General features: G+C 73.1%; 27 protein-coding genes. 16 read left to right on the plus strand and 11 right to left on the minus strand.

Annotation, left to right across the window (positions count from 1 at the left end):
- Positions 1-15: 15 nt before the first annotated feature.
- A complete protein-coding gene (locus IN07_RS16385; protein ID WP_231558421.1) occupies positions 16-1,476 on the minus strand; it encodes a glycosyltransferase family 39 protein in 1,461 nt (486 codons plus the stop codon).
- Positions 1,477-2,034: 558 nt separating this feature from the next.
- Here IN07_RS16385 and IN07_RS24815 point away from each other — a divergent pair.
- The 3 genes from IN07_RS24815 (at position 2,035) to IN07_RS16400 (ending at position 5,715) form a co-directional block, all read left to right on the plus strand.
- Positions 2,035-2,382 (plus strand): MEDS domain-containing protein, encoded by a 348-nt coding sequence (locus IN07_RS24815; RefSeq protein WP_231558422.1) that lies wholly within the window; start codon positions 2,035-2,037, stop codon positions 2,380-2,382.
- 691 nt (positions 2,383-3,073) lie between these two features.
- Positions 3,074-4,066, plus strand: a complete 993-nt coding sequence (locus IN07_RS16395) for a helix-turn-helix domain-containing protein (RefSeq protein WP_036337430.1) — start codon at positions 3,074-3,076, stop codon at positions 4,064-4,066.
- A 227-nt stretch (positions 4,067-4,293) separates the two neighbouring features.
- A complete protein-coding gene (locus IN07_RS16400; protein WP_036337431.1) occupies positions 4,294-5,715 on the plus strand; it encodes an ATP-binding protein in 1,422 nt (473 codons plus the stop codon).
- Positions 5,716-5,799: 84 nt separating this feature from the next.
- On the opposite strand, the gene IN07_RS16405 is transcribed toward IN07_RS16400, so the two are convergent.
- From IN07_RS16405 to IN07_RS16430, 6 genes are all read right to left on the minus strand, one after another.
- Complete coding sequence (locus IN07_RS16405) at positions 5,800-6,726, minus strand: cation diffusion facilitator family transporter (protein WP_036337432.1); 927 nt, start codon at positions 6,724-6,726, stop codon at positions 5,800-5,802.
- The gene (locus IN07_RS16410; RefSeq protein WP_036337434.1) at positions 6,723-7,358 is read right to left on the minus strand and encodes a methyltransferase family protein; all 636 of its coding nucleotides are present in this window, start codon (positions 7,356-7,358) and stop codon (positions 6,723-6,725) included. The genes IN07_RS16405 and IN07_RS16410 overlap by 4 nt, the downstream gene beginning before the upstream one ends.
- A 5-nt stretch (positions 7,359-7,363) precedes the next feature.
- Positions 7,364-8,140, minus strand: coding sequence for a cation diffusion facilitator family transporter (locus tag IN07_RS16415; protein ID WP_036337436.1), 777 nt, complete (start codon positions 8,138-8,140; stop codon positions 7,364-7,366).
- A complete protein-coding gene (locus IN07_RS16420; RefSeq protein WP_036337437.1) occupies positions 8,137-8,487 on the minus strand; it encodes an ArsR/SmtB family transcription factor in 351 nt (116 codons plus the stop codon). The genes IN07_RS16415 and IN07_RS16420 overlap by 4 nt, the downstream gene beginning before the upstream one ends.
- Before the next feature lie 571 nt (positions 8,488-9,058).
- The gene (locus tag IN07_RS16425) at positions 9,059-9,934 is read right to left on the minus strand and encodes a cytochrome c biogenesis CcdA family protein (RefSeq protein ID WP_036337438.1); all 876 of its coding nucleotides are present in this window, start codon (positions 9,932-9,934) and stop codon (positions 9,059-9,061) included.
- Positions 9,931-10,524 (minus strand): TlpA family protein disulfide reductase, encoded by a 594-nt coding sequence (locus IN07_RS16430; RefSeq protein WP_036337440.1) that lies wholly within the window; start codon positions 10,522-10,524, stop codon positions 9,931-9,933. The genes IN07_RS16425 and IN07_RS16430 overlap by 4 nt, the downstream gene beginning before the upstream one ends.
- 169 nt (positions 10,525-10,693) lie before the next feature.
- Between IN07_RS16430 and IN07_RS16435 the strand changes: the two genes are divergently transcribed.
- From IN07_RS16435 to IN07_RS16480, 9 genes are all read left to right on the plus strand, one after another.
- Positions 10,694-10,906, plus strand: coding sequence for a hypothetical protein (locus IN07_RS16435; protein ID WP_036337441.1), 213 nt, complete (start codon positions 10,694-10,696; stop codon positions 10,904-10,906).
- 275 nt (positions 10,907-11,181) lie between these two features.
- Positions 11,182-11,934, plus strand: coding sequence for a prolipoprotein diacylglyceryl transferase (locus IN07_RS16445; RefSeq protein ID WP_036337444.1), 753 nt, complete (start codon positions 11,182-11,184; stop codon positions 11,932-11,934).
- 140 nt (positions 11,935-12,074) lie between these two features.
- Entirely contained in the window at positions 12,075-12,443 is a 369-nt protein-coding gene (locus IN07_RS16450; protein WP_036337662.1) for a BlaI/MecI/CopY family transcriptional regulator, read from the plus strand.
- Positions 12,440-13,399, plus strand: coding sequence for a M56 family metallopeptidase (locus IN07_RS16455; protein WP_052091372.1), 960 nt, complete (start codon positions 12,440-12,442; stop codon positions 13,397-13,399). Before IN07_RS16450 ends, IN07_RS16455 begins: the two co-directional genes overlap by 4 nt.
- A 64-nt stretch (positions 13,400-13,463) precedes the next feature.
- Positions 13,464-14,417, plus strand: a complete 954-nt coding sequence (locus IN07_RS16460) for a F510_1955 family glycosylhydrolase (RefSeq protein ID WP_052091373.1) — start codon at positions 13,464-13,466, stop codon at positions 14,415-14,417.
- Positions 14,417-15,001, plus strand: coding sequence for a TlpA family protein disulfide reductase (locus tag IN07_RS16465; RefSeq protein ID WP_036337445.1), 585 nt, complete (start codon positions 14,417-14,419; stop codon positions 14,999-15,001). Before IN07_RS16460 ends, IN07_RS16465 begins: the two co-directional genes overlap by 1 nt.
- Before the next feature lie 171 nt (positions 15,002-15,172).
- Entirely contained in the window at positions 15,173-15,580 is a 408-nt protein-coding gene (locus IN07_RS16470) for a four-helix bundle copper-binding protein (protein WP_036337447.1), read from the plus strand.
- A 284-nt stretch (positions 15,581-15,864) separates the two neighbouring features.
- The gene (locus IN07_RS16475) at positions 15,865-16,104 is read left to right on the plus strand and encodes a hypothetical protein (protein WP_036337448.1); all 240 of its coding nucleotides are present in this window, start codon (positions 15,865-15,867) and stop codon (positions 16,102-16,104) included.
- 84 nt (positions 16,105-16,188) lie between these two features.
- The gene (locus IN07_RS16480; protein ID WP_036337449.1) at positions 16,189-16,461 is read left to right on the plus strand and encodes an SHOCT domain-containing protein; all 273 of its coding nucleotides are present in this window, start codon (positions 16,189-16,191) and stop codon (positions 16,459-16,461) included.
- Positions 16,462-16,524: 63 nt separating this feature from the next.
- Here the strand turns inward: IN07_RS16480 and IN07_RS24105 are convergent, their stop codons facing one another.
- From IN07_RS24105 to IN07_RS16495, 3 genes are all read right to left on the minus strand, one after another.
- Positions 16,525-17,319: an SCO family protein gene (locus IN07_RS24105; protein WP_197058514.1), complete on the minus strand. Its 795-nt coding sequence runs from the start codon at positions 17,317-17,319 to the stop codon at positions 16,525-16,527.
- Positions 17,320-17,534: 215 nt separating this feature from the next.
- On the minus strand, positions 17,535-18,194 hold the full coding sequence (locus IN07_RS16490; protein ID WP_231558423.1) for a class I SAM-dependent methyltransferase: 660 nt from the start codon (positions 18,192-18,194) through the stop codon (positions 17,535-17,537).
- A gap of 94 nt (positions 18,195-18,288) precedes the next feature.
- The gene (locus tag IN07_RS16495; RefSeq protein WP_036337452.1) at positions 18,289-18,948 is read right to left on the minus strand and encodes a catalase; all 660 of its coding nucleotides are present in this window, start codon (positions 18,946-18,948) and stop codon (positions 18,289-18,291) included.
- 221 nt (positions 18,949-19,169) lie between these two features.
- On the opposite strand from IN07_RS16495, the gene IN07_RS16500 reads away from it, so the two are divergent.
- The gene (locus IN07_RS16500; protein WP_052091375.1) at positions 19,170-20,039 is read left to right on the plus strand and encodes a formate/nitrite transporter family protein; all 870 of its coding nucleotides are present in this window, start codon (positions 19,170-19,172) and stop codon (positions 20,037-20,039) included.
- Position 20,040: 1 nt separating this feature from the next.
- Here the strand turns inward: IN07_RS16500 and IN07_RS16505 are convergent, their stop codons facing one another.
- Complete coding sequence (locus tag IN07_RS16505) at positions 20,041-20,589, minus strand: DUF1990 family protein (protein WP_081975472.1); 549 nt, start codon at positions 20,587-20,589, stop codon at positions 20,041-20,043.
- 40 nt (positions 20,590-20,629) lie between these two features.
- Between IN07_RS16505 and IN07_RS16510 the strand changes: the two genes are divergently transcribed.
- From IN07_RS16510 to IN07_RS16520, 3 genes are all read left to right on the plus strand, one after another.
- The gene (locus IN07_RS16510) at positions 20,630-21,499 is read left to right on the plus strand and encodes a HipA family kinase (protein ID WP_231558424.1); all 870 of its coding nucleotides are present in this window, start codon (positions 20,630-20,632) and stop codon (positions 21,497-21,499) included.
- On the plus strand, positions 21,496-21,891 hold the full coding sequence (locus tag IN07_RS16515; RefSeq protein WP_036337455.1) for a DUF3037 domain-containing protein: 396 nt from the start codon (positions 21,496-21,498) through the stop codon (positions 21,889-21,891). The genes IN07_RS16510 and IN07_RS16515 overlap by 4 nt, the downstream gene beginning before the upstream one ends.
- A 287-nt stretch (positions 21,892-22,178) precedes the next feature.
- The coding region (locus IN07_RS16520) for a PhoX family protein (protein WP_231558425.1) at positions 22,179-23,733 on the plus strand (1,555 nt) is incomplete at its 3' end.

A 23,733-nucleotide genomic window follows, 5' to 3' on the forward strand; every position in this document is an offset into this window, starting at 1 on the left:
GCAGGCAGGCGCTGGTCAGCTCCGGCCCGGACGGTCCCAGCGCTGCACGACCAGATCGGTCTTCGCCGCTGGGAAGTCCCACTGCTCGGTCATCCGAAGGCCGGCCCCGATAAGCACGGCGTCGTCGTCGGTGGGGACCGGTTCGCCGTCGATCAACCGGCGGACCAGCCACACCCGGTCGGCGGAGCCGGGGGCGTCGTCCGGCGGTAGCACGACGTCGGGGCGGAGGCCCGGGGCCGCCACCCGGACGTAGTGGTCCAATCCGGTGGCCGAACGCTGGTCGGCGGCGACGACCGGCTCCCCGGCGCGGTGGAACTGCGCCAGCAGGGCCACCACATCGTCGGAACGTTCCCGCGGTCCCCGGTCGGCCAGCGGGGCAGCGGCCACCAGAGAGCAGCCCACCAGCAGCGCAGTCGCCGGGCCCCGCGCCTTCCGCGGCAGCGCCCACGCGCCGGCTGCGGCGAGTACGCCCAGCCCGATCAGCCCGACGAGCAGGTACCTCGGGTGGTACACCGGCCGCAGCTGCTCGGCGGTCATCAGCAGGGCCAGCGGCACCAGCACCCAGGACACGGCCACCAGCCGCACCCCGCGCGCCCGCACCGCGCCCACGAGCGCCAGACCGACGGTCAGGTAGAGCGCCGGCCCCCGCCCGCCCGCCCAGGCCGTCGCGGCCAGTGCGGCCAGTTCCCCGCCGGTGTCACGGAGGTGCTCGGCGTTGCGGCTGCCGGTGCCGTTCAGCAGGTTCACCACGATCAGCCCGACGGTCGGCAGGACGGCGACCGCGCCGACGACGGCCGGCCCGACCGCCCGGCGGCCGCGCAGCACCAGCGCCGCCAGGACGAAGGCGGCGAGCACGGTCGCGGCGTACCAGTGGGCCAGGCCCATGCCCGCGCCGGCGAGGCCGAACAGCACGAGGCCGGTGGGCGGGTCCTGCAGCCAGCGGGTCAGCCCCAGCAGCGCCCCGCCGGTCGCGAGCACCGCCAGCCCGTAGCTGCGTGCCTCCACCGCCTGCTCCAGCAGCAACGGGCTGCTGGCGACCACCACCCCGGCCAGGACGCCCGTCCCGGTGCCGGCCAGCCGGCTGACCGCCCGGGTGATCAGCGCCAGCCCGCCGGCGGCGGCCAGCAGTGACAGCACCCGCAGGGAGGTGTCCCCGCCCAGCCCGGGAAGTGCGCTCCAGGCCCAGGTGACCAGGTAGTAGGGGGCGTTGTAGGACGGCGGCACGTCGACCAGATAGCTCGTGGTGCCCCGGCCCTGGACGACCGCGCTGACGATGGTGCCCAGCGATCGCCGGGAGACCTCCGCGGTGAACAGCTCGTCGAACCACAGCCCGTGGCCGGGGAGCAGGAGCACGGTGCCGAGGGCGAGCAGGAGAGCGGGGGGCAGCACCTCCCACGGTCGCCAGCGCCGGCCGGCAGGCCGCTCGGCGCCGGGTTCGACGCGGGGGCGGATCGTTGCCCCGGCCGCCTGCGTCACGGGTGCACCGTAGCCGGACGGCCGGGGGAGAAGTGAGGGGAGGCTTGCCTCCGGCGACGCCGGGCGGGGGGCGAGGCGACCGCAGCACCCCGCCCCTCGCCGTCCTCCTCCTGGCCCGCCGGTCAGACGGCGGGCGGTACCGCGCTCGCCGCCACCAGACCGGCGCGCTCCCACACCCGGTCGCGGTCAGCACCTCGGCGCCGTCGCCCCAGGCGCCGATTGAGCAGTTGCATGAGATTGGCACGCGTGGAGTTGCCTGAGCTGCCAAGAGTTGCGCCTTGACAATCTCAGGTCGCGCGTTGCCAAACGCGTGCCGATTGGCACATGCAGCGATTGGCACAAGCAACTCTTGGCACACGCAACCCACGAGGCGAGGTCCTGGTCCGTGGCGGGGTCGGCTGCGCGGGGCGCTGGCTCCAGCACCCCGTCCGACGGCGCGAGAGCGACCCGTTGCCGTGTCCCCATCGGGGCGCCGAGTAGCGGAACGGAAGTGGGCGTCTACCGCGGTTCCGGGCCGCCCCTGCCCGAGCGCGTCCGGCACGATGGGGGTTGGGAGCCTTGGGCCTAGAGACGACGGGGACACCGAGCGGCAGGTCGGCACGGTGCGGGGCGGCCCGCACACCGACGGCGATCATCACGTTCCGCGGGCTGGCCGAGCAGGCCAGCCTTGGTCGGCGGATCCGGGTGGTCGGCGAGGTCGACTTCGGCACCACCGACGCTGACTGGCACGAGTGGCAGCGGTATGAGGCGGTCATCAACTCCGCCTTCGCCGCCTCGCCGCTGTGGGGGTTGTGCGTGATGAGCACCGCGCTGCCCGAGCCGGTGCTGACCGCTGTCCGACGGACCCATCCGCAGCTGCTCGGCGCCGCAGGCCGGGCGGCCAACCCCGACTACGTCGACCCGTAGCCCCACCCACCTACCGTGTGGGTCAGCGGCCTGGCCTTCTTGTCAGCTGCTTCCGGTGGCGCACCGTCAAGGGCATGTGGTGGCCTTCGCGCGCGGCGCAGCAGCAGCGTCCTCCTCAGTCCGGGCCGCACGCCACCAGTACTCGCGGCCGGTCTGCACTGTTGCGCCGACTGGCGCTGGCCGAGCGGGATGTCCTAGCGCTGTGCCAGGCCGGCATCGGCGATCCCACCCTCACCCCCCTGCTCACCTGGCCGAGCTACGGGACCGGCTGTGTGCGTGCACCACCGCGCCCACGCTCGACCCCGACCTTCGTCCGCGGCGATCGGGCAACGGCTACGGCGGCGTCGTGCTGCGTGATCCGTTCCGCCCCCCGGCCGGCGAGAACGCGGATGACGTGCCGGACCCCTACCGCCCGTAGGAGACCTGGCGGGTCTTCGCCGGCTACATCACCCGACACAGCGACGACGGGACCCGGTGTTGGCCGACCCGGAGTTCGATCTGGCGGAGTGGCTCGTCAGCCTGTTGCAGGCCGTCGGCGCATGCGTGCCCACCGAGATGGCCCGTGCGCGCAGCCGACACCGGGCGACCTGCAGTGCGACCGTGCAAGCGAGAGGCCCGCACGCCTGACCTGTGGGTCACACGACCGTTGCCAGTGCCGTGGAGGGCGGCGGCGCTGCGTAGATCCAGGCCCGTGTACGACAGCGTCACCACGTGGCGGCTCTACTCGGCCGAGCAGAGCATCCGGCTGGGGCAGCCTCTGACCGACGTCACTGCCGCCCGGGGTCTCGTGCGCCGGGTGGAGCGGTCAGCGTGGTGGCGGGACAACGTCGCCTACGACGTCCGAGTGGGCGTGCGGCTCGGAGGATGCGAGGCCGATGGGTGGGTCAGCTCGTTCGCGCGCCCGGGCGGTCTGGGGCAGTCCACGTCGTGGACCATCAGCCTGCACCCCTCGATGCTCAACGACATGATCGTGTTCCACGAGCTGGCGCACTGCATCGCACCCCGCTGGCAGCACTCCGGCCGGCCGCGCCGGAGCGGGGAGCTGCCCAACCACATCCGGTGCTCCGCACACGGTCCGGGGTTCGCCGCGGCGTCGGCCGAGCTGGCCGGGCAGTTCGGGACCGTCGAGCATCACGACGAGCTCCGCGTGGCCTACCACCACTTCCAGGTCCCGGTCCTGGCGTGGGAGGAGTACCTCGCTGCGGTGCAGGGCAGCCTGCTGGCCGAGCGGGACATCGTCGAGATGCACCGGGAGGTCGACGAGCTGTTCTCCAGCCAGCCATCCACCCGCTCAGGGAGCGTCCCACAGTGGACGTGGGGCGACCGGCTCCGCAGCGTGCGGGGCAGCGCCGGCACCGGCCCGCGCCGTGGCATGAGCCGGGAGCACCTGGCCCAGCTGGTCTCGCGGGTGGAGCGGTGCTCACCGCGCGACGTGCAGCGCCTGGAGGCTGCCGCGCACCCGCCCGAGGATCCACGGCTGCGCCGGCTCGGCATGTGCATGGCCGTCGCCTTGGGCTTCGACCCGATCTACGCCCGCTTCCAGCTGGGGCTGGCGCGGTGGGACTGCGACGTGAAACTGGATGAGCTGGCGGCGATCAACCCCGAGTGGGTGCAGCTCGTGGAGACGATGAACGCCCAGCTGGCGGCACGACCACCCCGCTGGGCAGTCGACGGGGACCGGTGAGGTCGCTGCCGTCGTCGCCGGCTGCTACCCGCACCCGCCGTGAAGCGCGGGGAGCTGGTCCGCGGGCCCGGCGGGGCAGCATTCGCTGACCATTGGTCGACAGAGCTGCTGACCGTTGCTCCCGGCTGCTGGCGCTGCTTCCAGTGGTCCGCCAGACCCCGGACGGACTATCGCTCGATGATACTATCCTGAAGGATAGTATACTTCCAGGGTAGGCAGGTGGCGGCATGGGCGTCTTCATCGGGCGGGACGAGCAGCTGCGGCTGCTGGACCACCAGCTCGATCTGGTCCGCGCCGGCGGCGACCGGCCGGGCCGTGCGCTGCTGGTCCGCGGCCGTCGCCGGGTGGGCAAGTCCCGGCTGATCGAGGAGTTCATCGAGCGGGCCGGGGTGTCGCACGTGTACTTCACCGCCTCGATGCAGTCGCCGGCCGAGGAGTTGCGGCTGTTCGCCCAGGAAGTCGCCGACTCCGACCTCCCCGGTGCGGAGACCTTCGCCGGTGTCGTCCCGGGCACCTGGGAGGCCGCGCTGCGGTTGCTGGCCACCGCCGTGTCGACCGATGGGCCGAGCATCGTCGTGATCGATGAGCTGCCGTACCTGACCGGCGCTGACACGGCGTTCGAGGGCACGCTGCAGAAGGTGTTCGACCGGGTCATCGCTCGCCACCCGGTGCTGCTCATCGGCGTCGGCTCGGATCTGGCGATGATGGAGGCGCTCAACGAGTACGGCCGCCCCTTCCACCAGCGCGCTACCGAGATGGTCGTGCCGTCGCTGAGCCCCCGGGAGGTCGGCGCCATGCTCGATCTCGACCCGGCTGCCACCTTCGATGCCTACCTCGTCACCGGCGGCCTGCCGCTGATCTGCCAGGAGTGGCCCCGTGGCCTGTCCCTGTGGGAGTACCTTGAGGGGGCACTGTCGCACTCCACATCGGCGCTGCTGGTCAGCGGCGAACGGGCACTGGCCGCCGAGTTCCCCACTGAGACCCAGGCCCGGCGTGTGCTGTCGACGATCGGTTCGGGCCAGCGCACCTTCACCACGATTGGGCGGAAGGCCGGCGACCTTCCCCAGCCGTCCCTGAATCGGTCGCTGACGCTGCTGCGCAGCAAGCGCGTCGTGGCCGCCGACATCCCGCTGTCGACCGCAGCCTCCCGGGAGACCCGCTACCGGGTCGCGGACCCCTACCTGCGGTTCTGGCTCAGCTTCCTCGGCCCGCACCTCGCCGAGATCGACCGCGGCCGCGGCGACCGGGTGCTCGGGCGCATCCAGTCCGCGTGGACCTCCTGGCGCGGCCGCGCCATCGAACCGGTCATCCGGGAGACCCTGTCCCGGCTGCCGGCCGAAGCCCGCGGCGGGGCCGGCGGCGTCGTCGGCGGCTTCTGGACCCGCACCAACAACCCCGAGATCGACCTGGTCATCGCCGACCGCGAGCCGGTCGCCCAGCGCATCCAGGCAGTCGGCTCCATCAAGTGGCTGGAGAACCAGCCGTTCGACGATCGCGACTTCGCAGCACTGGTCACCCACCGCGGCCAGCTGCCGGGGGCGTCGGCCAGCACCCCACTGCTGGTGGTGTCCCGCTCCGGAACGACGTTCGAGGGCGTCCCGGTGCTGGGGCCCGAGCAGCTACTCGACGGCTGGCGCCGACCCCACTGACCCCACCGGCGGCGAAGACATCGCCGGGTGCCCGGCCCGCCGCAGTGCGATCGACGTGACCGCCCTGGGGTGGACGTACGCCGGTCAGTCGTGGGCGACGAGCTCGTGGTCGGCGTGCGTGGCGGCCTCCAGCTGGAAGGTCGAGTGCTCGACGCTGATGTCGAAGTGCTCGGCGAGGCAGGCCTGCAGTCGGTCGAGCACCTGCGGGGCGTGCCCGTCGTAGAAGCAGGAGTCCTCCACGACGACGTGCGCGGTGAGCACCGGCAGCCCGGTGGTGATCTGGGAGGCGTGCAGGTCGTGGACCGCCAGCACGCGGGGTTGGGCGAGCAGGTGGGTGCGCACGGCGTCCAGATCGAGTCCCGGTGGGGCGCTCTCCAACAGCACCGACACCGTTTCGCGCAGCAGCTTGAGCGTGCGCGGCACGATGAGCGCGACGATCACCAGGGAGGCGATCGCGTCGGCCTGCTGCCATCCGGTGAGCGCGATGACGGCGGCGGAGACCAGCACCGCGACCGAGCCCAGCGCGTCGTTGACGACCTCGAGCAGCGCCGCGCGCATGTTGACGCTGCCCTCGCGGGCGCCGCCGCGGGTGAGCACCAGGATGCCGATGATGTTGGCGGCCAGGCCGAACGCGCCGAAGACCAGCACGGAGGTGGAGGCCACCTCGGTCGGCTCGAACAGCCGGCCGACGGCCTCGATGCAGATCCAGCTGCCGACGGCCAGCAGCACGGCGGCTTGCAGGGTGGCGCCGAGCACCTCGGCCCGCCGGTACCCCCAGGTGCGCCGGGCCGTGGCCGGGCGCAACGCCAAGGTGGCCGCAAGCAGTGCGATGACCAGGCCGGCGGCGTCGGTGGCGGCGTGCGCGGAGTCCGCGGCGAGCGCCAGGGATCCCGAGACCAGCGCGCCGACCAGTTGCAGGACGAGCACGCTGACGGTCAGGGCGAGCACGATGAGCAGGCGGCGGCGGTCGGCTCCGGCCCCGCCGTGCGCGTGGTCGTGTCCGGCGCTCATCTGGTGCTCCTTCCCTGGGAGGCGAGAGGGGCCGCCGCGGTGAGACGTCCGACGCCGGGCAGGAACCGGCCGGTCCGCTCGGCGTAGGCGGCGTACGTCCCGCCGTGGACGGTGCGCAGGTAGGGCTCCTCCACGGCCCGGACCTGCAGCTGGATCGCGGCCACCAGCGCGACCACCGCCAGGATGCTCACCCAGGTCGGGACCATGAGCACCACACCGGCCTGGGCGACGGTCATCGCCGTGAAGATCGGGTTGCGGACGTGGGCGAACACGCCCGTGGTGACCAGATCGGTGCGCTCGCCCGGGTCGACACCGATCCGCCAGGAGGCACCCATGCCGGTCTGCCCGGCCAGCGTCGCGGCGAACCCGGCCAGGGCCAGCACCAGCCCGGCCAGCTGCACGGCGGCTGGCGCGGCGGCGGGAACGACGCCGAGGACGGCCAGCAGCAGGCCGGCCAGCCCGGCGACCAGGGCAGCGAGGAACAGGACCCCGCCCCACCAGCCGGCCTGCGCCGGCGTGCCGGAGATCCCGTGGAAACCGGCCGAGCCGGTGCGGCGGTACTGGACCGCCGACCGGACACCGAACAGCACGACGAGCGCCACGACGTAGAGAACGAGTGCGGCGGTGGTCATCGGAGCTACTCCCGGGGCGTGATGGTCAGGGTCTGCGGTGCCGGCGCATCGTGGGCACAGCACGCGTCGCTGCAGCCGTCACCGCAGCAGCCCGACCCGCCGGCACTCCCCGCGTCGTGTCCGTCGGCCCCCGGTCGGGACGGCGCGCAGCAGCCCTCGCCCCGCCACGCCTGCACCGCTTCGCGGGCGGCGACGGCCGCAATCACCAGGCCGGCGACCGGATCGGCCCAGCTCCACCCGAGGGCCGCGTTCAAGATCAGGCCGATGGCGACGGCCGCTGAGAGCCAGGCACACAGCGCGGTCTGCGTGCCGTCGGCCACGACGGCGTCGGAGCCCAGCGCTCGCCCGGTGCGCCGCTGCGCCCAGGACAGGAACGGCATGACGATCAACGAGGCGACCGTCAGCGCGATCCCGACCGGCGAGGCCTCGGGCTCGGCGCCGGCGGCCAGCGCCCGCACCGACTCCACGCCAACGACCACCGCCAGCGCGGCGAACGCCACCGCCATCGCCCGCTGCGCAGCCCGCTCCCGGGTCTCGGGCAGCCGGTGGGAGAACTGCCACAGGACGATCAGCCCGCTGGACACCTCGATGATGCTGTCGGCGCCGAAGCCGACCAGCGCCACCGACCCGGCGACCAGCCCCGCGGTGATCGCCACGACCGCTTCCACCGCGTTGTAGGACACACTGACGCCGGCCAGCAGCCGCGCGCGGCGGCCGAGCCGGGCCCGCTCGGTGACGGGCAGGCCCGCGGGTGCGGGGGCATGGGCGTGGGCGGCGCTCATCGGGCCACCGCCTCGCCGGTCACGGCGCTCAGCAGCCGGTGCCCGACATCGGTGAGCCGGTACATGACCAGCTTCCCTTGCCGCTGGGACTGGGCAAGGCCTGCTCCGCGCAGCACGCCGCAGTGGTGGCTGACTGTCTTCTCCGGCAGCTCGGTGACCCAGGCGAGATCGCACACGCACAGCTCGGCCAACCCCAGTGCCGCAGCGATCCGGAGTCGCGTCGGGTCGGCCAGCGCCTTGGCCCGCGTTGCTTGCGCGCGGGCCTGCTCCTGCCCGGTCAGCCGGGCACGGACGGCCTCGGCCTGCGCCAGGTCCAGGCACAGCAGGTCGCAGCTGTCGTCGGTCATCGGTCCTCCATCTTCGCCGCGAGCCTGACGTCTCATCCCAACATACCAACGGCCATTGGGACGACACGCATCGAGCGCACGGATCCGCAGTTGATGTCGGCGGCACCGAGCAGGTCGGTCAGCTGTGCCAGCGTCACCTCGAGCGCGTCCGCCGACGCGGTCTCGGTCTCCCCCCTCCCGCGGGGTGCCGGCCACCGGCCCGATCCCGATGGTGTGCCACCCGGTGAGGACGGCCCGTTCGGTCTCGGTGCAACCACGACCGGGGCGCCGCGTCGGACGACAGAGACCACCCCGCCTTCCGCGCGGTCCAGGGTCCGCGCCAGTGGTCGCGAGTCCTGAACTGATGGGTCAGCTGAAAGCCCGCACTGGCCAGGCCCCGGGAGAGGGGGTCACGTTCTGCGACGGTCCCAGTGGTGCCACTGGACCGTCGGCATCTCGACTGGCGCTCGTCGGCGCGTTCCAAGGCGCTTGCCGTTGGGCTGCGCCCGAGCTCGATGAGCATGCTTGTTCGGCGGAGATGCCGGGGTGGCCGGCGATCGGTACGTCGGCGCCGGCCAGGTCGGCATGGAAGTCACACGATCGAGGTGCCGAGCCCGGTGGCGCCCAGCCACGCTCGCAGCCAGATCATCAACGCCTCCCACCAGCCGGTGACCAGCAGGATCCCGAGCAGGATGAGCAGCGCGCCCCCGACTCGCATGACGGTGGGGGCGTGGCGGCGTGCGAGGGCGGAGAAGGTCAGTGCGCGGCGGGCGCCGAGGGCGACGAGGACGAAGGGGACGCCCAGGCCCAGGCAGTAGGCGGCGGCGAGGATCGCGCCGCGGCCGGCCGAGGCCTGGGTGTAGGCCAGCGTGTTGACCGCGGCCAGGGTCGGGCCGAGGCAGGGCGTCCACCCGAGCCCGAACACGACGCCCAGCAGCGGCGCGCCGGCCAGCCCCGCCGGGGGACGTCGGTGGATGCGTCGTTCCCGCATCAGCCACGGCAGGACGCCGAGGAACGACAGGCCCATCGCGATGACGACCACACCGGCGACCCGGGTGAGCACCGGGGACCACTCCAGCAGCAGCCGGCCCAGGCCGCCGAAGAGGGCGCCGAAGGAGATGAACACGGCGCTGAACCCGGCGATGAACAGCAGCGATCCGGCCAGCACCCGGCCGCGGCCGGCAGCTGCCGCGGCGGCGGGAGGCGAGCTGTCCGCAACGGCCTCTGTGTCGTTCTCGGTGGCGCAGCCGGGTGCTGGCGTCCCCGGCGCCCCTGTTGGGACCCGGACCCGGCCGGCGGTGGCCTGGGATCCGGTGAGCCCGGCGACGTAGCTGACGTAGCCGGGGATCAGCGGCAGGCAGCAGGGGGAGGCGAAGCTGATCAGCCCGGCCAGGGCGGCCACCGCCATCGCCAGTAGCAGCGAGCCGTCGGTGACGACGTCGGCGAAGGTGGTGCCGAGGTCGCTCACGCCCGGTCCTCGGCCAGGAGGAGCTCGACGGCGGTGCGTAGGTCATCGCCGCGGACCTGGCCGGTGTAGACGGCGGCCACCCGCCCGGTGCGGTCGAGCAGGATCGTGGAGGGCACCACGTTGGCCGGGAAGCCGCGGAAGGCCATCGCCACCTCACCGCGCGGGTCGAACACCGACGGGTAGGCCACCCCCAGCTCCTCGACGAAGGCGACTGCCAGCTGCCGCTGGTCCTTGACGTCGATGCCGAGGAACTGGACCCCGCGGTCGGCGACGTCGGCGTGCACGGCCTGGAACTCCGGGGTCTCCACCCGGCAGGGCACGCACCACGACCCCCAGGAGTTGATCACCGCGACGTCCCCGGCAAGGGAAGAGGAGTCGAACGGGCTGCCGTCCAGCAGCTCACCGGAGAAGGCCGGCGCCGGCGCCCGCCGGCCCTCGGCGATCACCGTCGCCGCCGGCGTCGGCTCGGTGAACTCGTACTCCTGGGTGGCCGCAGCGCCACCGCCCTCCCCGGCGGAACAACCGGCCAGCGCCCCAGCGGCTGCCCCGGCGGCCAGCAACAAAGTCCGGCGGCTGAACGGCCGGCTCATCGACGCCTCCGCGGCCGAACCGTCGTGACCGAGCCCGAACGCCTGCGACGGCGAGCCGTGCGACAGAAATGCTCCCTCACCACGAGACCTACTATGACAGGTAGCAGCAGGCGTCTACTATCGACCGTAGTGGTTCGCCGTCGGGGCGTCCCGCATCCCTGGAGGGCCGATGTCCGAGCTGCTCTACCTGCTGGCGCTGCTGGCCTGCCCGATCGGCATGGGCGCGATGATGTGGATGATGAACCGCGGCCACAGGTCGCGGCCGCAGGCGACCGAGGACAAGCAGATCGAGCTCGCCGGCCTGCGCGCCGAGATCGACCAGCTGCGCGCCGAGCGCTCCGATGCCGGTGGGCACCCGCGGCTGGCCGAGCCGCGCCGATGAGCGAGTGGGTGGTACCGGTCCTCGTCCTCGCCGTGGCCCTGGCCGTGGCCTATCGGTGCTGCCTGCGGCCGCTGCGCAGCGGAGCCTGCCACCTCAGCCCGGCCAGAGATCGGGCTGGGATCGAGGGTCTGGACCGGCAGCTGCGCCAGTCGCGCGCTGAGCGGGACCAGCTGCGCGCCCGGTAGTCCAACCCCCCGGCTTCCGGTGAGGGCGCCGGGTGCCCCGCGCGATCGTCGGGCCGCCCGGGACTTCCAGTACCAGAGAGGAATCGATCGGTGAGACCGATCCTGTTCGAGGTCTTCGGCTTCCCCATCCACAGCTATGGGGTCAGCAAGGCCGCCGCCGCCCTGGTCGCCGGCTACCTGCTGGCCCGGGAGTTCCGCCGCCTGAACTGGGAGCCCGACCGTGCCTGGTCCATCGTGGCGACCGCCACGGTCGTCGGGTTCGCCGGGGGCAAGCTGTACTTCCTGGCCGAGCACGCCGACAACCTGTCGGCGCACTCCTTCGGGGGCTCGGGGTTCACCTGGTACGGCGGCCTGATCGCCGGCGCCGCCACGGTGATGGTGATGGCCCGCCGCTACCGGCTGCCGCTGGCGCAGCTGGCCGGTGTGGCGGCCGCACCGCTGTCGGTTGCCTACGGGATCGGCCGGATCGGCTGCTTCCTGGCCGGGGACGGCTCCTACGGTCAGCCCTCGGACCTGCCGTGGGCGACCGCGTTCCCCAACGGCATGGTGCCCACGGTGGTGCCGGTGCATCCGGCGTCCCTGTACGAAGCCGCCGCCGCACTCGCCGTCGGCGGGCTGCTGTGGGCGCTGCGAACCCGGTGGTCACCGCTGGCCGTCGTGGGGCTGTACGCGGTGCTCAGCGGAACGGCGCGGTTCCTGGTGGAGGAGATCCGGATCAACCCCGAGGTACTGGTCGGGTTGACCCAGCCGCAACTGTGGTCGGCACTGCTCGTCGTGGGCGGCGCGGCCCTGCTGGTCGCCTCCTCAGCGCGTCGAGTCCGTCCTGCCCCCGTGCCCGGGTGACCCGATCGGGTGGTCGGCGCGGCGGCCTCGCCCACTACGTGCGGTAGTACTGTGGCCGGAAGTTCCGCCGACGTCGGCGGGTTGCCCAGGCGACACGGTGCAGCACCCGGTCGTGCGCTGGAACGGTGATGGAGGTGGCGATGCGACCCTTCGGCGAGCTGGAAGCCGCGGTCATGGACGTGCTGTGGCGACGTGGGACCCCGGCGACGGTGCGCGAGGTCCTCGAGGAGCTGAACACGACCCGGTCGCTGGCCTACACCACGGTGATGACCGTGTGCTCGAACCTGGCCGGCAAGGGCGCGCTGCGGCGGGAGATGGAAGGCCGCGGCTGGCGGTACAGCCCCACCCGCACCCGGGCCGAGCACTCCGCGGTGCAGCTGCGTGACGTGCTCGGCGCGGCCGGGGACCGCGACGAGGTCCTCATGCACTTCGTCGCCGATCTGGACCCCGAATCGGTCGCGAGCCTGCGCAGTGCGGTCGAGGCCGCCCGGCAGGCGAAGAACGCGTGACCACCGCGGTCGGGCTGCTCGCCTTCGCCGCGGTCATGGCGGTGCTGGCGCCGCGGGCGCTGGGTGCCGGCTGGTCGGCGCGGTCTCCACGGCTGGCGCTGGCCGCATGGCTGGCGGCCTCGGCCGGGGTCCTGGTCTCGGTGGTGCTGGCCGGGTTGACGCTGCTGGTGCCGGCGACCGCGGTCAGCCAGGGACTGGCCGCGATCCTCGACGCCTGCGCGATGACGATCGCCGGGGTGTACCGCTCACCCGGACAGCTGGCCGCCGTGCTCACCGGCGTCGCGCTCACCGCCGGCACGCTGCTGCGCCTGGGCTGGGTGGCAGTCGGCGACATGAGGCGCACCCGCCGGGAACGCCACCGGCTGCACGCCGCCATCGCCACCGGCGCACGCACCGAGCCGTCCCTGGGTGCGGCGGTGCTGGACTCCGACCGGCCGGCCGCGTTCTGCTTGCCCGGGCGGCGCCGCAGCGTCGTGGTGACCACCGCCGCCCTCGATGCGCTCACCGGCGACGAGCTCGCCGCCGTGCTCGCCCACGAGCGGGCCCACCTGCGCGGCCGTCACCACCTGGCCGCGGGCGCGGTGCGAACCCTCGAGCGAGCCTTCCCCGGTGTGCCGCTGTTCACCCAGGGCCGGGCGGAGGTCGAGCGGCTGGTCGAGCTGCTCGCCGACGACGCCGCCGCCCGGCGCGTGGACCGGGTCGAGGTCGCCTCCGCGCTGGTGACCCTCGCCGGCATGCGTGCTCCGGCCGCTGCACTGCCGGCCGCCCAGGGTGCCGGTGCGTTCCGGGTGACCCGGCTCCTACGCCCGGGCGCCCCACTGGGCCTGCTGGCCCGGCTGAGTGCCGGGTTTGCCGTCGTCGCGGTGGTGACCGGGCCGGTGGCGCTGGCCACGTGGCCGCTCGCTGATGCGGTGGCCAGTGGCCTGTGCCTGCTCCCCGGGGCCGACTGGGTCTGACCGGCGGCTGGCCGCACCGGCTACTATGGACGGTAGTAAGCACTGTCCGGCCCTTGGGGAACTGATGCTGTCGTCCGTCCTGCCCGTCCACACCACCCGTTCGACCCGACCCGGGATGCCGGGCCGCAGCTCACGGCGCTGGAACGCACTGGGCGTGGCCGCGGCCGGCGCGCTGCTCCTCGCCGGCTGCGGCACCGACGGCGAGGCTGCCGCCGGCGAGGCTGCCGGCGGTGAGACCCACAGTCACGAGGGCGACGCGCATGCCTCCGGCGAAGAGGTCACCCTCGAGCACGTGCACGGCCTCGGCGTCGACCCCGGCGACGGGGAGCTGTACGCCGGCACCCACTACGGGCTGGTGCGCATCTCCGAGAGCGGGGAGCTGACCCGGATCGCTGACCGGGTGCAGGACTTCATGGGCTTCACCGTTGCCGGCCCGCAGCACTACCTGGCCAGTGGCCACCCCGGCGCCGGACAGGGCGGGCCGGGCAACCTCGGCCTGATCGAGACCACCGACGGCGGCCAGACCTGGGAGACGCTGTCACTGCCCGGCGAAGCCGACTTCCACGCCCTGGACGCCGCCGACGGCACGATCTACGGCTACAGCGGCGGCCAGCTGCTCGTCAGCGAGGACGGCGAGGAGTGGGCCGACCGCGGTGACATGCGCATCGCCGACCTGGCCGCCGACCCGGCCGACCCCCAGCGGGTGCTGGCCACCACCGAGGCCGGTCTGGTGGTCAGCGAGGACGCCGGGGGGACGTTCACCGCCGTTGAGGGTGCGCCGCTGATGGTGCTGGTCGACATCGCCGCCGACGGGGGACAGGCCGCCGGGGTGGCTCCCGACGGCACGGTCTTCAGCAGCACCGACGCCGGGGAGACCTGGGCCGAGGCCGGGAACGTCGGCGGCGCGCCGGCGGCGCTGACCGTCGAGGAGAACGAGGTCTACGTCGCCGTGGACGGTGCGGTGCTGGCCTCGACCGACGGCGGTGCGACCTTCACCGAGCTCTACCGGGAGCGCTGATGGCGGTCCGGCTGGCCGGCGGGCTGCTCGCAGCCACCCTGCTGGCCGGCTGCACTACCGGACAGCAGGGTGCGCCGGATCGGGAGTCCGCGGCCGGAGAGGCAGTGCCGGCCGCACCGGCCTGCGAGCAGCTCCCCGAGCGGCCGGCGGAGGCCGACCAGTTGCCCGCGCTGACCCTGCCGTGCCTGGGGCCAGGTCCCGACGTGGCCCTGGACCGGCTGACCGGCCGACCGACCCTGGTCAACCTGTGGGCGACCTGGTGCGGCCCGTGTCGGGAGGAGATGCCGCTGCTGCAGGACGCCCACGCCCGCCACGGCGAGCAGATCCGGTTCCTGGGTGTCGACGTTCAGGACGATCCCGAAGCTGCCCGGTCGTTCCTGGCCGAGCTCGGGGTCGGCTATCCGCACGCCGTCGACGCCGACGGGGAGCTGCTGCGCGAGCTGGGCGGCCGTGGGCTCCCGATCACCCTCGCAGTGGACGCCGAGGGGCGCGTTCTCGAGCAGGTGATGGGGCAGCTGAGCGCCGAGGAGCTGGAGCGGCTGACCGACACGCTGCTCTCCTCTGACTCACCCGGCGGTTCGTGACCGCGCCGCCTGCAGGTGGGCGTCGCCGCAGCCGGCCCCCCACCGCCAGGCGGCGAGGAACATGTCGAACTGCTGTTCTCCGTACGACTGCACGGGTATGCCGACGCCATCGGCGTCAGTCCCGGCCGGCGGCGTGAGCCGGCCGGCGCCGCGCAAGACCGAGGAGTTCCCATGACCGTGGCCGCCCAGATGCTCGACACGTACCCGAAGGACCTCGGTGGGGTGGACAAGCAGAAGCTGCTGGAGTGCATCGAGGCGTGCTTCGAGTGCGCCCAGGCGTGCACCGCCTGCGCCGACGCCTGCCTGTCCGAGGACATGGTCGTCGAGCTGACCAAGTGCATCCGCACCAACCTCGACTGTGCCGACGTCTGCGCAACGACCGGGCGGGTGCTGTCCCGGCACACCGGCTACGACGCCAACCTGACCCGCGCGGTCCTCGAGGCGTGTGCCGCCGCCTGCAAGGCGTGTGGGGACAACTGCAGCGAGCACGCCGAGATGCACGAGCACTGCCGGGTCTGCGCCGAGGCCTGCCGTCGCTGCGAGGCCGCCTGCCGCGACCTCATCAGCTCCCTGGGCTGACGCCGGCCCTCCGGGCGTCGAGCAGGGGGGCCTCCAGCAGGGCCTCCTGGCTCGCGTCTGCAGTCGCACCACCGATCACGCCCGGCCGCAGGTGGCCAGGGCCACCTGCGGCCGGGCGTGATCGGTCACGGGGTAGCGAGGTCGCAGCACGACACCGCTGAGAACGACGACGACCTGACTGAACGCACGTCCGCCGATGCTGCCGTGCACCCGCGCTGGCGACCCGACCGAGGTACTATGGAAGGTAGTAGTTTGACAGGTCGACGCAAGCGAAGGAGTGGATCATGGTCAGGTCGCTGGTGGTAGCCGTGCTGGTCGCCGGAGGAGTCGCCGTCCCCGCCGGGGTCGCCCAGGCGCACCCGGGCAGCGGCGGGCAGTCGCAGGGCCCAGGGATGGCGCAGATGCACGAGCTGATGGAGCAGGGGAACCCCGGCATGGCGCGGATGCACGAGCTGATGCAGGCCGAGAATCCCGGCATGGCGCAGATGTGCGAGCGGATGCACGCCGACGCCGATCAGGCCTGATCCGCACCAGGGGCCAGTGGTCACCGAACATCTGCCGCCGGGCGCTCGCAGCGAGCTCCCGGTGGCCCGAGGGAAGGACAACCGATGGGCGACGGCGGCACGATGATGGGCACGATGATGGGCGGCTGGATGCTGCTGTGGGCCTTGCTCGGGCTCGCCGTACTCGTCCTGGCGGCGCTGGGTGGAGTCTGGTTGGCCCGCCGACTCGGCCGGGATCGGGACGAGCAGACCCGCGGCACGTCCGGGCCCTCGGATGCGGCTCCCGGCGCCCAGGAGCTGCTCCGTCGGCGCTATGCCGCCGGCGAGATCGACCGTGAGGAGTACCTGCGCACGCAGCGAGACCTCGCCGAGGGCTGACCGTTCCCGGCGGGAGCCTCCACATCGCCGGCGCCGGTTGACCCGGTTGGCGCCCGGGCGGGGTCAGCCGGCGGCGGCCAGGCGGCTGAGGTCCTCGGCGTACTGGCCCGGCGTCGTTCCGCCGGTGTAGATGACTGCCTGACCGCCGGGGCCCCAGACGTACACGGTGCCGGCGTGGTCGACGCCGTAGTCGCCGTGCGTGTGCCCGTCTGGCTCGTGCGCCTCCTCTGCTTCGTGCACCTCCTCCGCCTCGTGCGCCTCCTCCGCATTGCCGTCCTCGACGTCGTGGGGGTGGACGATCGCCGTCGACGGGTCGGCGATTTCAGCGCTCTCAGGCAGGTGCAGCTCGGTCAGCACGGTGGCGGTGGCCTCGGTGCCGCCAATGAGCCCGGTGAACGCCGGATCGAAGCGGCCCAGCCACTCGCTCAGCAGCTGCGGGGTGTCCCGGGCCGGGTCTTCGGTCACGAACACCACCTGCACCCGGTCACGGACCTCTGGCGCCAGCATGTCCCGGGCGAGGGCGAGGGCGAGGTCGGCCATCGTCGTCGGGCACAGGTCCGGGCAGTGGGTGTAGCCGAAGAACAGCACCGTGACCTCGTCGGCCGGCCGGTCGCCGAGGTCGAACAGCTCCCCGCCGGTCGTGGGCAGCACCAGCTCCGGGCGCGGTGGTGCCGGGTCCAGCCGCGTGCCGTGGAAGCCGTCCTCGGCACCGCTGACGGTCACCTCAGCACCGCTGATGGTCACCCCGGCCCCGGAGACGGCATCGCCCTGCGGGGTCTCCTCGCCGCAGCCGGCCAACACCAGCCCGGCTGTCACCACGACCACGCCGATTGCGGCGCGACCTGACACTGTGCGCACCAGACCTCCTGAGCTTGCTGACCGGGATGAGCGCCGGCCCCACACTACTACCGAGCATCGTAGTCGCTGGCGGGTGTGTGCCCGCGCCGACGGTCGGGGTCACCCCCGCAGCCCCCGGCCGCACCTCCTGACCCCCAGCTGCGGACCAGGGGGCGCTGGCCACGCATGTAGGCCGCGCGGCCGGCGTCGTTGCGCGCGCCGTGCACGTGGCGCGGTCAGGTGTGGGTCGCTGTCCCCAGGATCTGCGGCTTCGTCGGGAGCGGGATGCGGGCGTCGGGGAAGGCGAAGTGCTCGATGCGTTCGATGGTGAACCCGGCCTGCTCGATCGTCGCGGCTGTGTCGCGGGCGGTGTGGCAGCCTCCGCCGAGGATCGGCCAGACCGTGGCGTCCAGTGCGCGCTGCGCCTGCGCCGCGGCGCGCCCGCTGGCGCGCACGTGCTCCCAGAAGAACAGCCGGCCACCCGGCCGCACCACCCGCCGCAGCTCACCGAGCGCTGTGGCCTGGTCCGGCACGCTGCACAGGACCAGTGAGCTGACTGCAGCGTCGAATGTGCCATCCGGCGACGGGAGCCGATCGGCGACCCCGTCGACCACGGTGATCGGTACCGCCGCACCGGAGGTAGCGGCCTCGGCCAGGGCGCGCAGGCGTGGTTCGGGCTCGACGGCAACCAGCTCGGTCACCGCCGGCGGGTAGTGCGGAAAGTTCGCGCCGGACCCCGCCCCGACCTCCAGAACGCGCCCGGAGATGTCGGCGAGCAGGCGCTGTCGGTGCTTGGCGGCGCCGTGGCGCTCCATCGCAGCCGCGGTGCGTGCGTACATCCAGGCAAACACCGGGTGGCTGACCTCTAGGGTCCCGCGAGGCCGCTCAGCCTTCACCGGGCCCACCTCCTGGTCCGGCGTAGGACGGCTGGCATCACACCGTCACCGTAGGGGCATCGCAGAGTGTCAGCGCGACGCAGACGGGTCGTCACTACCGGCGGTTGGGTTCCAGCCGTGAACGAGCACAAGGGGCTGTCCACGGATACGGAGCTGCCCGAACGCCTCGTTCGGCCCAGGTGTGCAGCGTGACGAAGTCCCAGAACGTGTCGTGCGCCGACTGTGCCGGCGGGATCTCCCGGTCCGGATGCGGCTTCCCGGCGTGGATGATGTCCGAGAACTTGATCGCGTCCTGGATGAAGAAGACCGGCATGTTGTCGCCGACCAGGTCCCAGGTGCCTTCCTTCGTGTAGGACTTCGTCGCGAAGCGGCGGGTGTCGCGCACGGTGTCGGCCGAGCCGCGCGTGCCCAGCACCGTGGAGAACCGGACGAACACCGGCGTCTCCAGGCCCTCCTCCGCCCGCACCGCCGCCCGGGTCACCCCGGCCGCGTTGCCGTAGGCGGTGAAGACGCCGTGCGCCCCGGCGCCGCGGGCGTGCACCACGCGCTCCGGGATCCGCTCGTGGTCGAAGTGCATGATCTTCTCGCGGAGGTGGAAGTCCTCCAGCAGCACCGGCCCGCGGCGTCCCGCCTTCAGCGAGTGGTCGGTGTCCGGGATGCGCACGCCGTTGGGCGTGGTGAGGAACTCGCCGGCCCGGGCGCGGGGGTCCCGCCCCTTCTCGGGGCCTTCGTGGACCACGCCGGTGGCGCTCACGGTGGCCGGGGCGGGAGTGGTCGGGCTGGCGCTTCGGGGGCCTGCGGGAGCTCCTGTGCTCGGAGAACGGGTCGGGGTCCGCTACCCGGTCCTCGGCGGTGGGGAAACGGCGCCCGACGACGTGTGACGTGGTCGGTGTCGGGTGTGGTCGGCCCGGCAGCGGGTAGCCCGGCGCAGGACCGTGGCGCCCGACTGCCCGGCCGTCGTGGCAGGAGAGCACCGTGGGCACCACCCGTGAGGACCTCGGGGAGACCAACCCCTCGAACGAGGAGTTCGGCGACACCGACTCGGCGCGTGAGGAGCTCGGCGACGCCGACGGCGCCACCGAGGACGAGCTGCAGGAGGCCTTCGACGCCATCGTCAGCGACGGGGCGCAGCGACTGCACCGGAACTGGCGCGAGGTGCTCACCACCGGGTTCGCCGGCGGGCTCGAGGTCGGCACCGGGGTGCTGCTGCTCTTCGCCGTCTACGCCGAGACGGGCAGCCACCTGCTCGCCGGGCTGGCCTTCTCGGTGGGCTTCATCGCCCTGCTGCTGGCCCGCAGCGAGCTGTTCACCGAGGGCTTCCTCGTCCCGGTGACCGCCGTGGCTGCCGGTCGGGCCAGCTTCGCGCAGCTGGGCAAGCTGTGGGGCGGCACCCTGGTGGCCAACCTGCTGGGCGGCTGGCTGTTCATGTGGCTGGTCGTCCGGGCCTTCCCGGACCTGCGGGCCACCGCGATCGAGAGCGCCGTCCACTTCGTGGAGTCGCCGCTCGACCTGCAGTCGGCGTCGCTGGCCTTCCTGGCCGGGATCGCCATCACGTTGATGACCCGGATGCAGCACGGCACCGAGTCCGACCCCGCCAAGATCGTGGCTGCGATCGGTGGCGCCTTCGTGCTGGCCGGGCTGCAGCTGTTCCACTCGATCCTGGACTCGCTGATCATCTTCGCCGCACTGCACGCCGGGGCGCCGTTCGGCTACGGCGACTGGCTGGCCTGGCTCTGGTACACGGTCCTGCTGAACATGGCCGGTGGGCTGTTCGTGGTCACCCTGCTGCGGCTGGTCCGCAGCAAGGACATGATCAAAGAGGAGCGGGCGAAGGCAGGGGCCTAGGTCAGCCCTGTCGGGCGGCTCGGCGGATCGCCACCACGTAGCGGTCCAGGGCCAGCCGCTGCGCCCGCCGGCTGACCGGAGCGCCCAGCCGAGCCAGCGGCGTCGCCAGCCGGGAGAACGCCCGCAGCGTGTACACGACGTCGCCACCGGGCTCCAGCGTGACGACGAAGGACTCCTCGCCGCTCTCCGGGTGCCCGGGCAGCGTGCCGTAGCCGAACCCGCGTCGCCGGGGCTCGTCGACCGCCCACACCACCCGGCAGGGGACGTCCAGCCCCAGCCGGCGCAGCCCCGCGGTCATCAGCACGACCGTGCCCGGGGTGCTGGCCGGCCCGTCGGCCAGGACCCGCAGGCCCGCGCCGCGCTGGGCGGCCCAGCGGAACACCGCGGCCGCGGCCCGGTCGAACTCCGCCCGGCCGGAGCCGACGACGGCGGACCGCTCGACGTGGTGGTAGCCGGCGGGCAGCGTCGGGTCCTGCGTGGCCCCGACCTCGGGGTAGGTGAACGGCGCGTCGGCCAGCTGCAGCAGCGTCGTGCGGCGGAGGAGTCCCACGTCGTCAGTGTCCCCAGCCGTGCCCCGGCCCGCCGGTAGGGTGCGCAACACTGTGCTCCCCGCCGTCTCCGCCACCCGTTACGTCACCCCGCTGCGCGAGGGTGGCTCGCTGCCGGGGCTCATGGAGGCCGACGACCTCGGCACCTACGTGGTGAAGTGGCGGGCCGCCGGGCAGGGCGTGAAGGTGCTGGCCGCCGAGGTGGTCTGTGCGGAGCTGGCCCGCCGGCTCTCCCTGCCGGTGCCCGCGCTGGTGACGGTGGACGTCGTCCCGGAGCTGGCGGTGGGGGAGCCGGACCAGGAGGTCCAGGAGCTGCTGCGCAACTCCGCCGGGACCAACCTCGGCATGGACTACCTGCCCGGTGCGCTGGACTTCGAGGCGGGGGCGGCCCAGGTCGACCCGGAGCTGGCCGGGCGGGTGCTCTGGTTCGACGCGCTGATCGGCAACGTCGACCGGTCATGGCGCAACCCGAACATGCTCTTCTGGCACGGGCGGCTGCACCTGATCGACCACGGTGCCGCGCTGACCTTCCACCACAACTGGCCGGGGGCGCCCGCCGCCGTCTCCCGCGCGTACGACGCGGCCCAGCACGCCCTGGTGGAGTGCGACCCCGACGTCCTGGCCGCCGACGCCGCGCTGGCCGCGCAGGTCACCGGCTCGCTGCTCACCGAGGTGCTGGCCCAGGTGCCCGATGCGTGGCTGGAGGGACCGACGGCCGAGGAGCCCGCCGACGAGGTCCGCGCCCGCTACGTCGGCCAGCTGCTGCAGCGCCTGGCCGCTCGTGAGGCCTGGCTCCCCGGCGTCGTCGCGGCCGCTGCGGCGGGAGGGGCGGGACGACGGACCGCGCCGCGGGGGCAGAACCGGCCGACCTGGCTCGGGCCGCCCCCGCCGGAGGGCGTGACCCAGCGATGACCGGCCGGGACACCTTCGAGTACGCGGTGCTCCGGGTGGTGCCGCGGGTCGAGCGTGGGGAGTCGTTCAACGCCGGGGTGCTCGTCTACTGCCGGCAGCGGGACTACCTGGGCTCCCGGCTGCACCTGGACGTCGACCGGCTGCGCGCACTCGACCCGACCGCGGACCCGGTGGCGATCACCGCCGCGCTGCAGGCGGCCGCCGACGTCTGCTCCGCCGCGGTCGGGGCGGGCGCCGCCGGGCGGGAGGCGCTGGGGTCGCGGTTCCGCTGGCTGACCGCGCCGCGCAGCACCGTCGTCCAGCCCAGCGCCGTGCACACCGGGCTCACCGCCGACCCGGACGCCGAGGCCGACCGGCTGCTGCGACTGCTGGTCCTCCCCGTCGAGGTCTGACCTCCTGGCCCGGAGCTACCCCCCGGCTACGCTTCGACACGACACGCCCAGCCGCCCCGCCGGAGTCCCGCGGGTCGCCGAGCATTCGTCTCCCGCTCGCCTGAAAGGTGAGCAAAGTCACTTAACGTCCCCGGTCCGGACCTTCCCAGCCGACCAGAGGACTCCCCATGACGGACATCGCCCCGCCCCGTCGTCGTCTCCTTCTCCCGCTCCTGAACTCCGTCCGCCATGGCAGTCGCACGCACACGACGTGCCACTACAAGTGCGGGAACGCCTGCGATGCTGCGGTGCCGAACAAGTCGGTCAACCCGACCATCGGCGAGGTCGTCGAGTCTGCGTTCAGCCGGCGGACCCTGCTGAAGGCCGCCGGCGCCGGGGCGCTGGTCGTGGCGGTGGGGCCGTTGCGCACCACGCCTGCGCTGGCCGCCGAGAGGCCGGGCGGAGGCTGGCAGCCGCACCCGGAGGCACCGCTCACCTTCGAGCCGGTCGAGCAGAACTTCCTCGACGAGCTCGTCACCGCCACCGGCTACGAGTACGCCGTCGTCCTGCGCTGGGGCGATCCGGTGGAAGCGGGTGCCCCGGCGTTCGACGTCGACAACCAGACGCCGGAGGCCCAGGCGAAGCAGTTCGGCTACAACTGCGACTACATCGGGGTGCTGCCCCTGGACCGGAGCGGGCACCGGGCGCTGATCGTGGTCAACCACGAGTACACCAACGAGCAGCTCATGTTCGCGGGCGTGGCGGACGAGGACGCGCCCACCACCGACCAGCAGAAGCGCATCGCGATGATGGCCCACGGGCTCTCGGTCGTGGAGCTGCACCGGGACGGGGACTCGGGCAACTGGCGACCGGACCCGCAGGGGAAGCGCAACCGTCGGCTGACGCCGGCGACGACCTTCGAGCTCACCGGGCCGGTGGCCGGTTCGGAGTACGTGCAGACCCACGCCGACCCGGCGGGCCGCCACGTCCTCGGGACACTGAACAACTGTGCCGGCGGCACGACGCCGTGGGGCACCACCCTGCACGGGGAGGAGAACTTCAACCAGTACTTCGGGCCGTCGACGCCGTTCGCGGAGGACCCGAGGGAGCCGCGGTGGTCGCGTTACGGCATCTCCACGGATGAGCCCGGCGGCCGCCGGTGGGACCAGGTCGATCCCCGCTTCGACGTCACCCAGGAGCCCAACGAGCCCAACCGCTTCGGGTACATCGTGGAACTCGACCCGTACGACCCCACCTCCACGCCGAAGAAGCGGACGGCGCTCGGGCGGTTCAAGCACGAGGGGGCCAACGTCCAGATCGCCGAGGACGGACGCGTGGTGGCCTACTCCGGCGATGACGAGCGGTTCGACTACATCTACAAGTTCGTGTCGAAGAAGTGCTACCGGCCCGGCTTCGACCGCGCGTCGCGCGCGCACAACATGACGCTGTTGGAGGAGGGGGACCTCTACGTCGGACGCTTCACCGGCGACTCGCCGCCCGAGCAGATCGACGGCCTCGCGACGTTGCCCGCCGACGGTGAGTTCGACGGCACCGGCCAGTGGCTCCCGCTGGTCAAGGACGGGCAGTCGATGATCCCGGGCAAGTCGGTGCCCTGGGTGCTCACCTTCACCCGGCTGGCCGCCGACCGGCTGGGCAAGGAGCTGGACGCCAACGGCGACTTCCCCGACCCGGCCGCCCCGGTGGTCCTCGACCCGTCCCAGCTGCCGACCCGGATGGACCGGCCCGAGGACATCCAGGTCAACCCGGTCAACGGTCGCGTCTACGCCGCGCTGACCAACAACTCGCAGCGTGAGGTCGCCGACGAGCCCAACCCGGTGTCCCGGTCCTTCGCCTTCGACCTCG

It is taken from the genome of Modestobacter caceresii (assembly GCF_000761485.1).
In the GTDB taxonomy this organism is placed as follows: Bacteria; Actinomycetota; Actinomycetes; order Mycobacteriales; family Geodermatophilaceae; genus Modestobacter; species Modestobacter caceresii.

Coding starts and splice junctions, on each gene's coding strand:
- IN07_RS16470 (WP_036337447.1), top strand. CDS start 15,173: ATGACCGTGGCCGCCCAGATGCTCGACACGTACCCGAAGGACCTCGGT.
- IN07_RS16460 (WP_052091373.1), top strand. CDS start 13,464: ATGCTGTCGTCCGTCCTGCCCGTCCACACCACCCGTTCGACCCGACCC.
- IN07_RS16450 (WP_036337662.1), top strand. CDS start 12,075: ATGCGACCCTTCGGCGAGCTGGAAGCCGCGGTCATGGACGTGCTGTGG.
- IN07_RS16410 (WP_036337434.1), bottom strand. CDS start 7,358: ATGACCACCGCCGCACTCGTTCTCTACGTCGTGGCGCTCGTCGTGCTG.
- IN07_RS16400 (WP_036337431.1), top strand. CDS start 4,294: ATGGGCGTCTTCATCGGGCGGGACGAGCAGCTGCGGCTGCTGGACCAC.
- IN07_RS16435 (WP_036337441.1), top strand. CDS start 10,694: ATGTCCGAGCTGCTCTACCTGCTGGCGCTGCTGGCCTGCCCGATCGGC.
- IN07_RS16465 (WP_036337445.1), top strand. CDS start 14,417: ATGGCGGTCCGGCTGGCCGGCGGGCTGCTCGCAGCCACCCTGCTGGCC.
- IN07_RS16475 (WP_036337448.1), top strand. CDS start 15,865: ATGGTCAGGTCGCTGGTGGTAGCCGTGCTGGTCGCCGGAGGAGTCGCC.
- IN07_RS16480 (WP_036337449.1), top strand. CDS start 16,189: ATGGGCGACGGCGGCACGATGATGGGCACGATGATGGGCGGCTGGATG.
- IN07_RS16515 (WP_036337455.1), top strand. CDS start 21,496: ATGACCGGCCGGGACACCTTCGAGTACGCGGTGCTCCGGGTGGTGCCG.
- IN07_RS16415 (WP_036337436.1), bottom strand. CDS start 8,140: ATGAGCGCCGCCCACGCCCATGCCCCCGCACCCGCGGGCCTGCCCGTC.
- IN07_RS16420 (WP_036337437.1), bottom strand. CDS start 8,487: ATGACCGACGACAGCTGCGACCTGCTGTGCCTGGACCTGGCGCAGGCC.
- IN07_RS16430 (WP_036337440.1), bottom strand. CDS start 10,524: ATGAGCCGGCCGTTCAGCCGCCGGACTTTGTTGCTGGCCGCCGGGGCA.
- IN07_RS16405 (WP_036337432.1), bottom strand. CDS start 6,726: ATGAGCGCCGGACACGACCACGCGCACGGCGGGGCCGGAGCCGACCGC.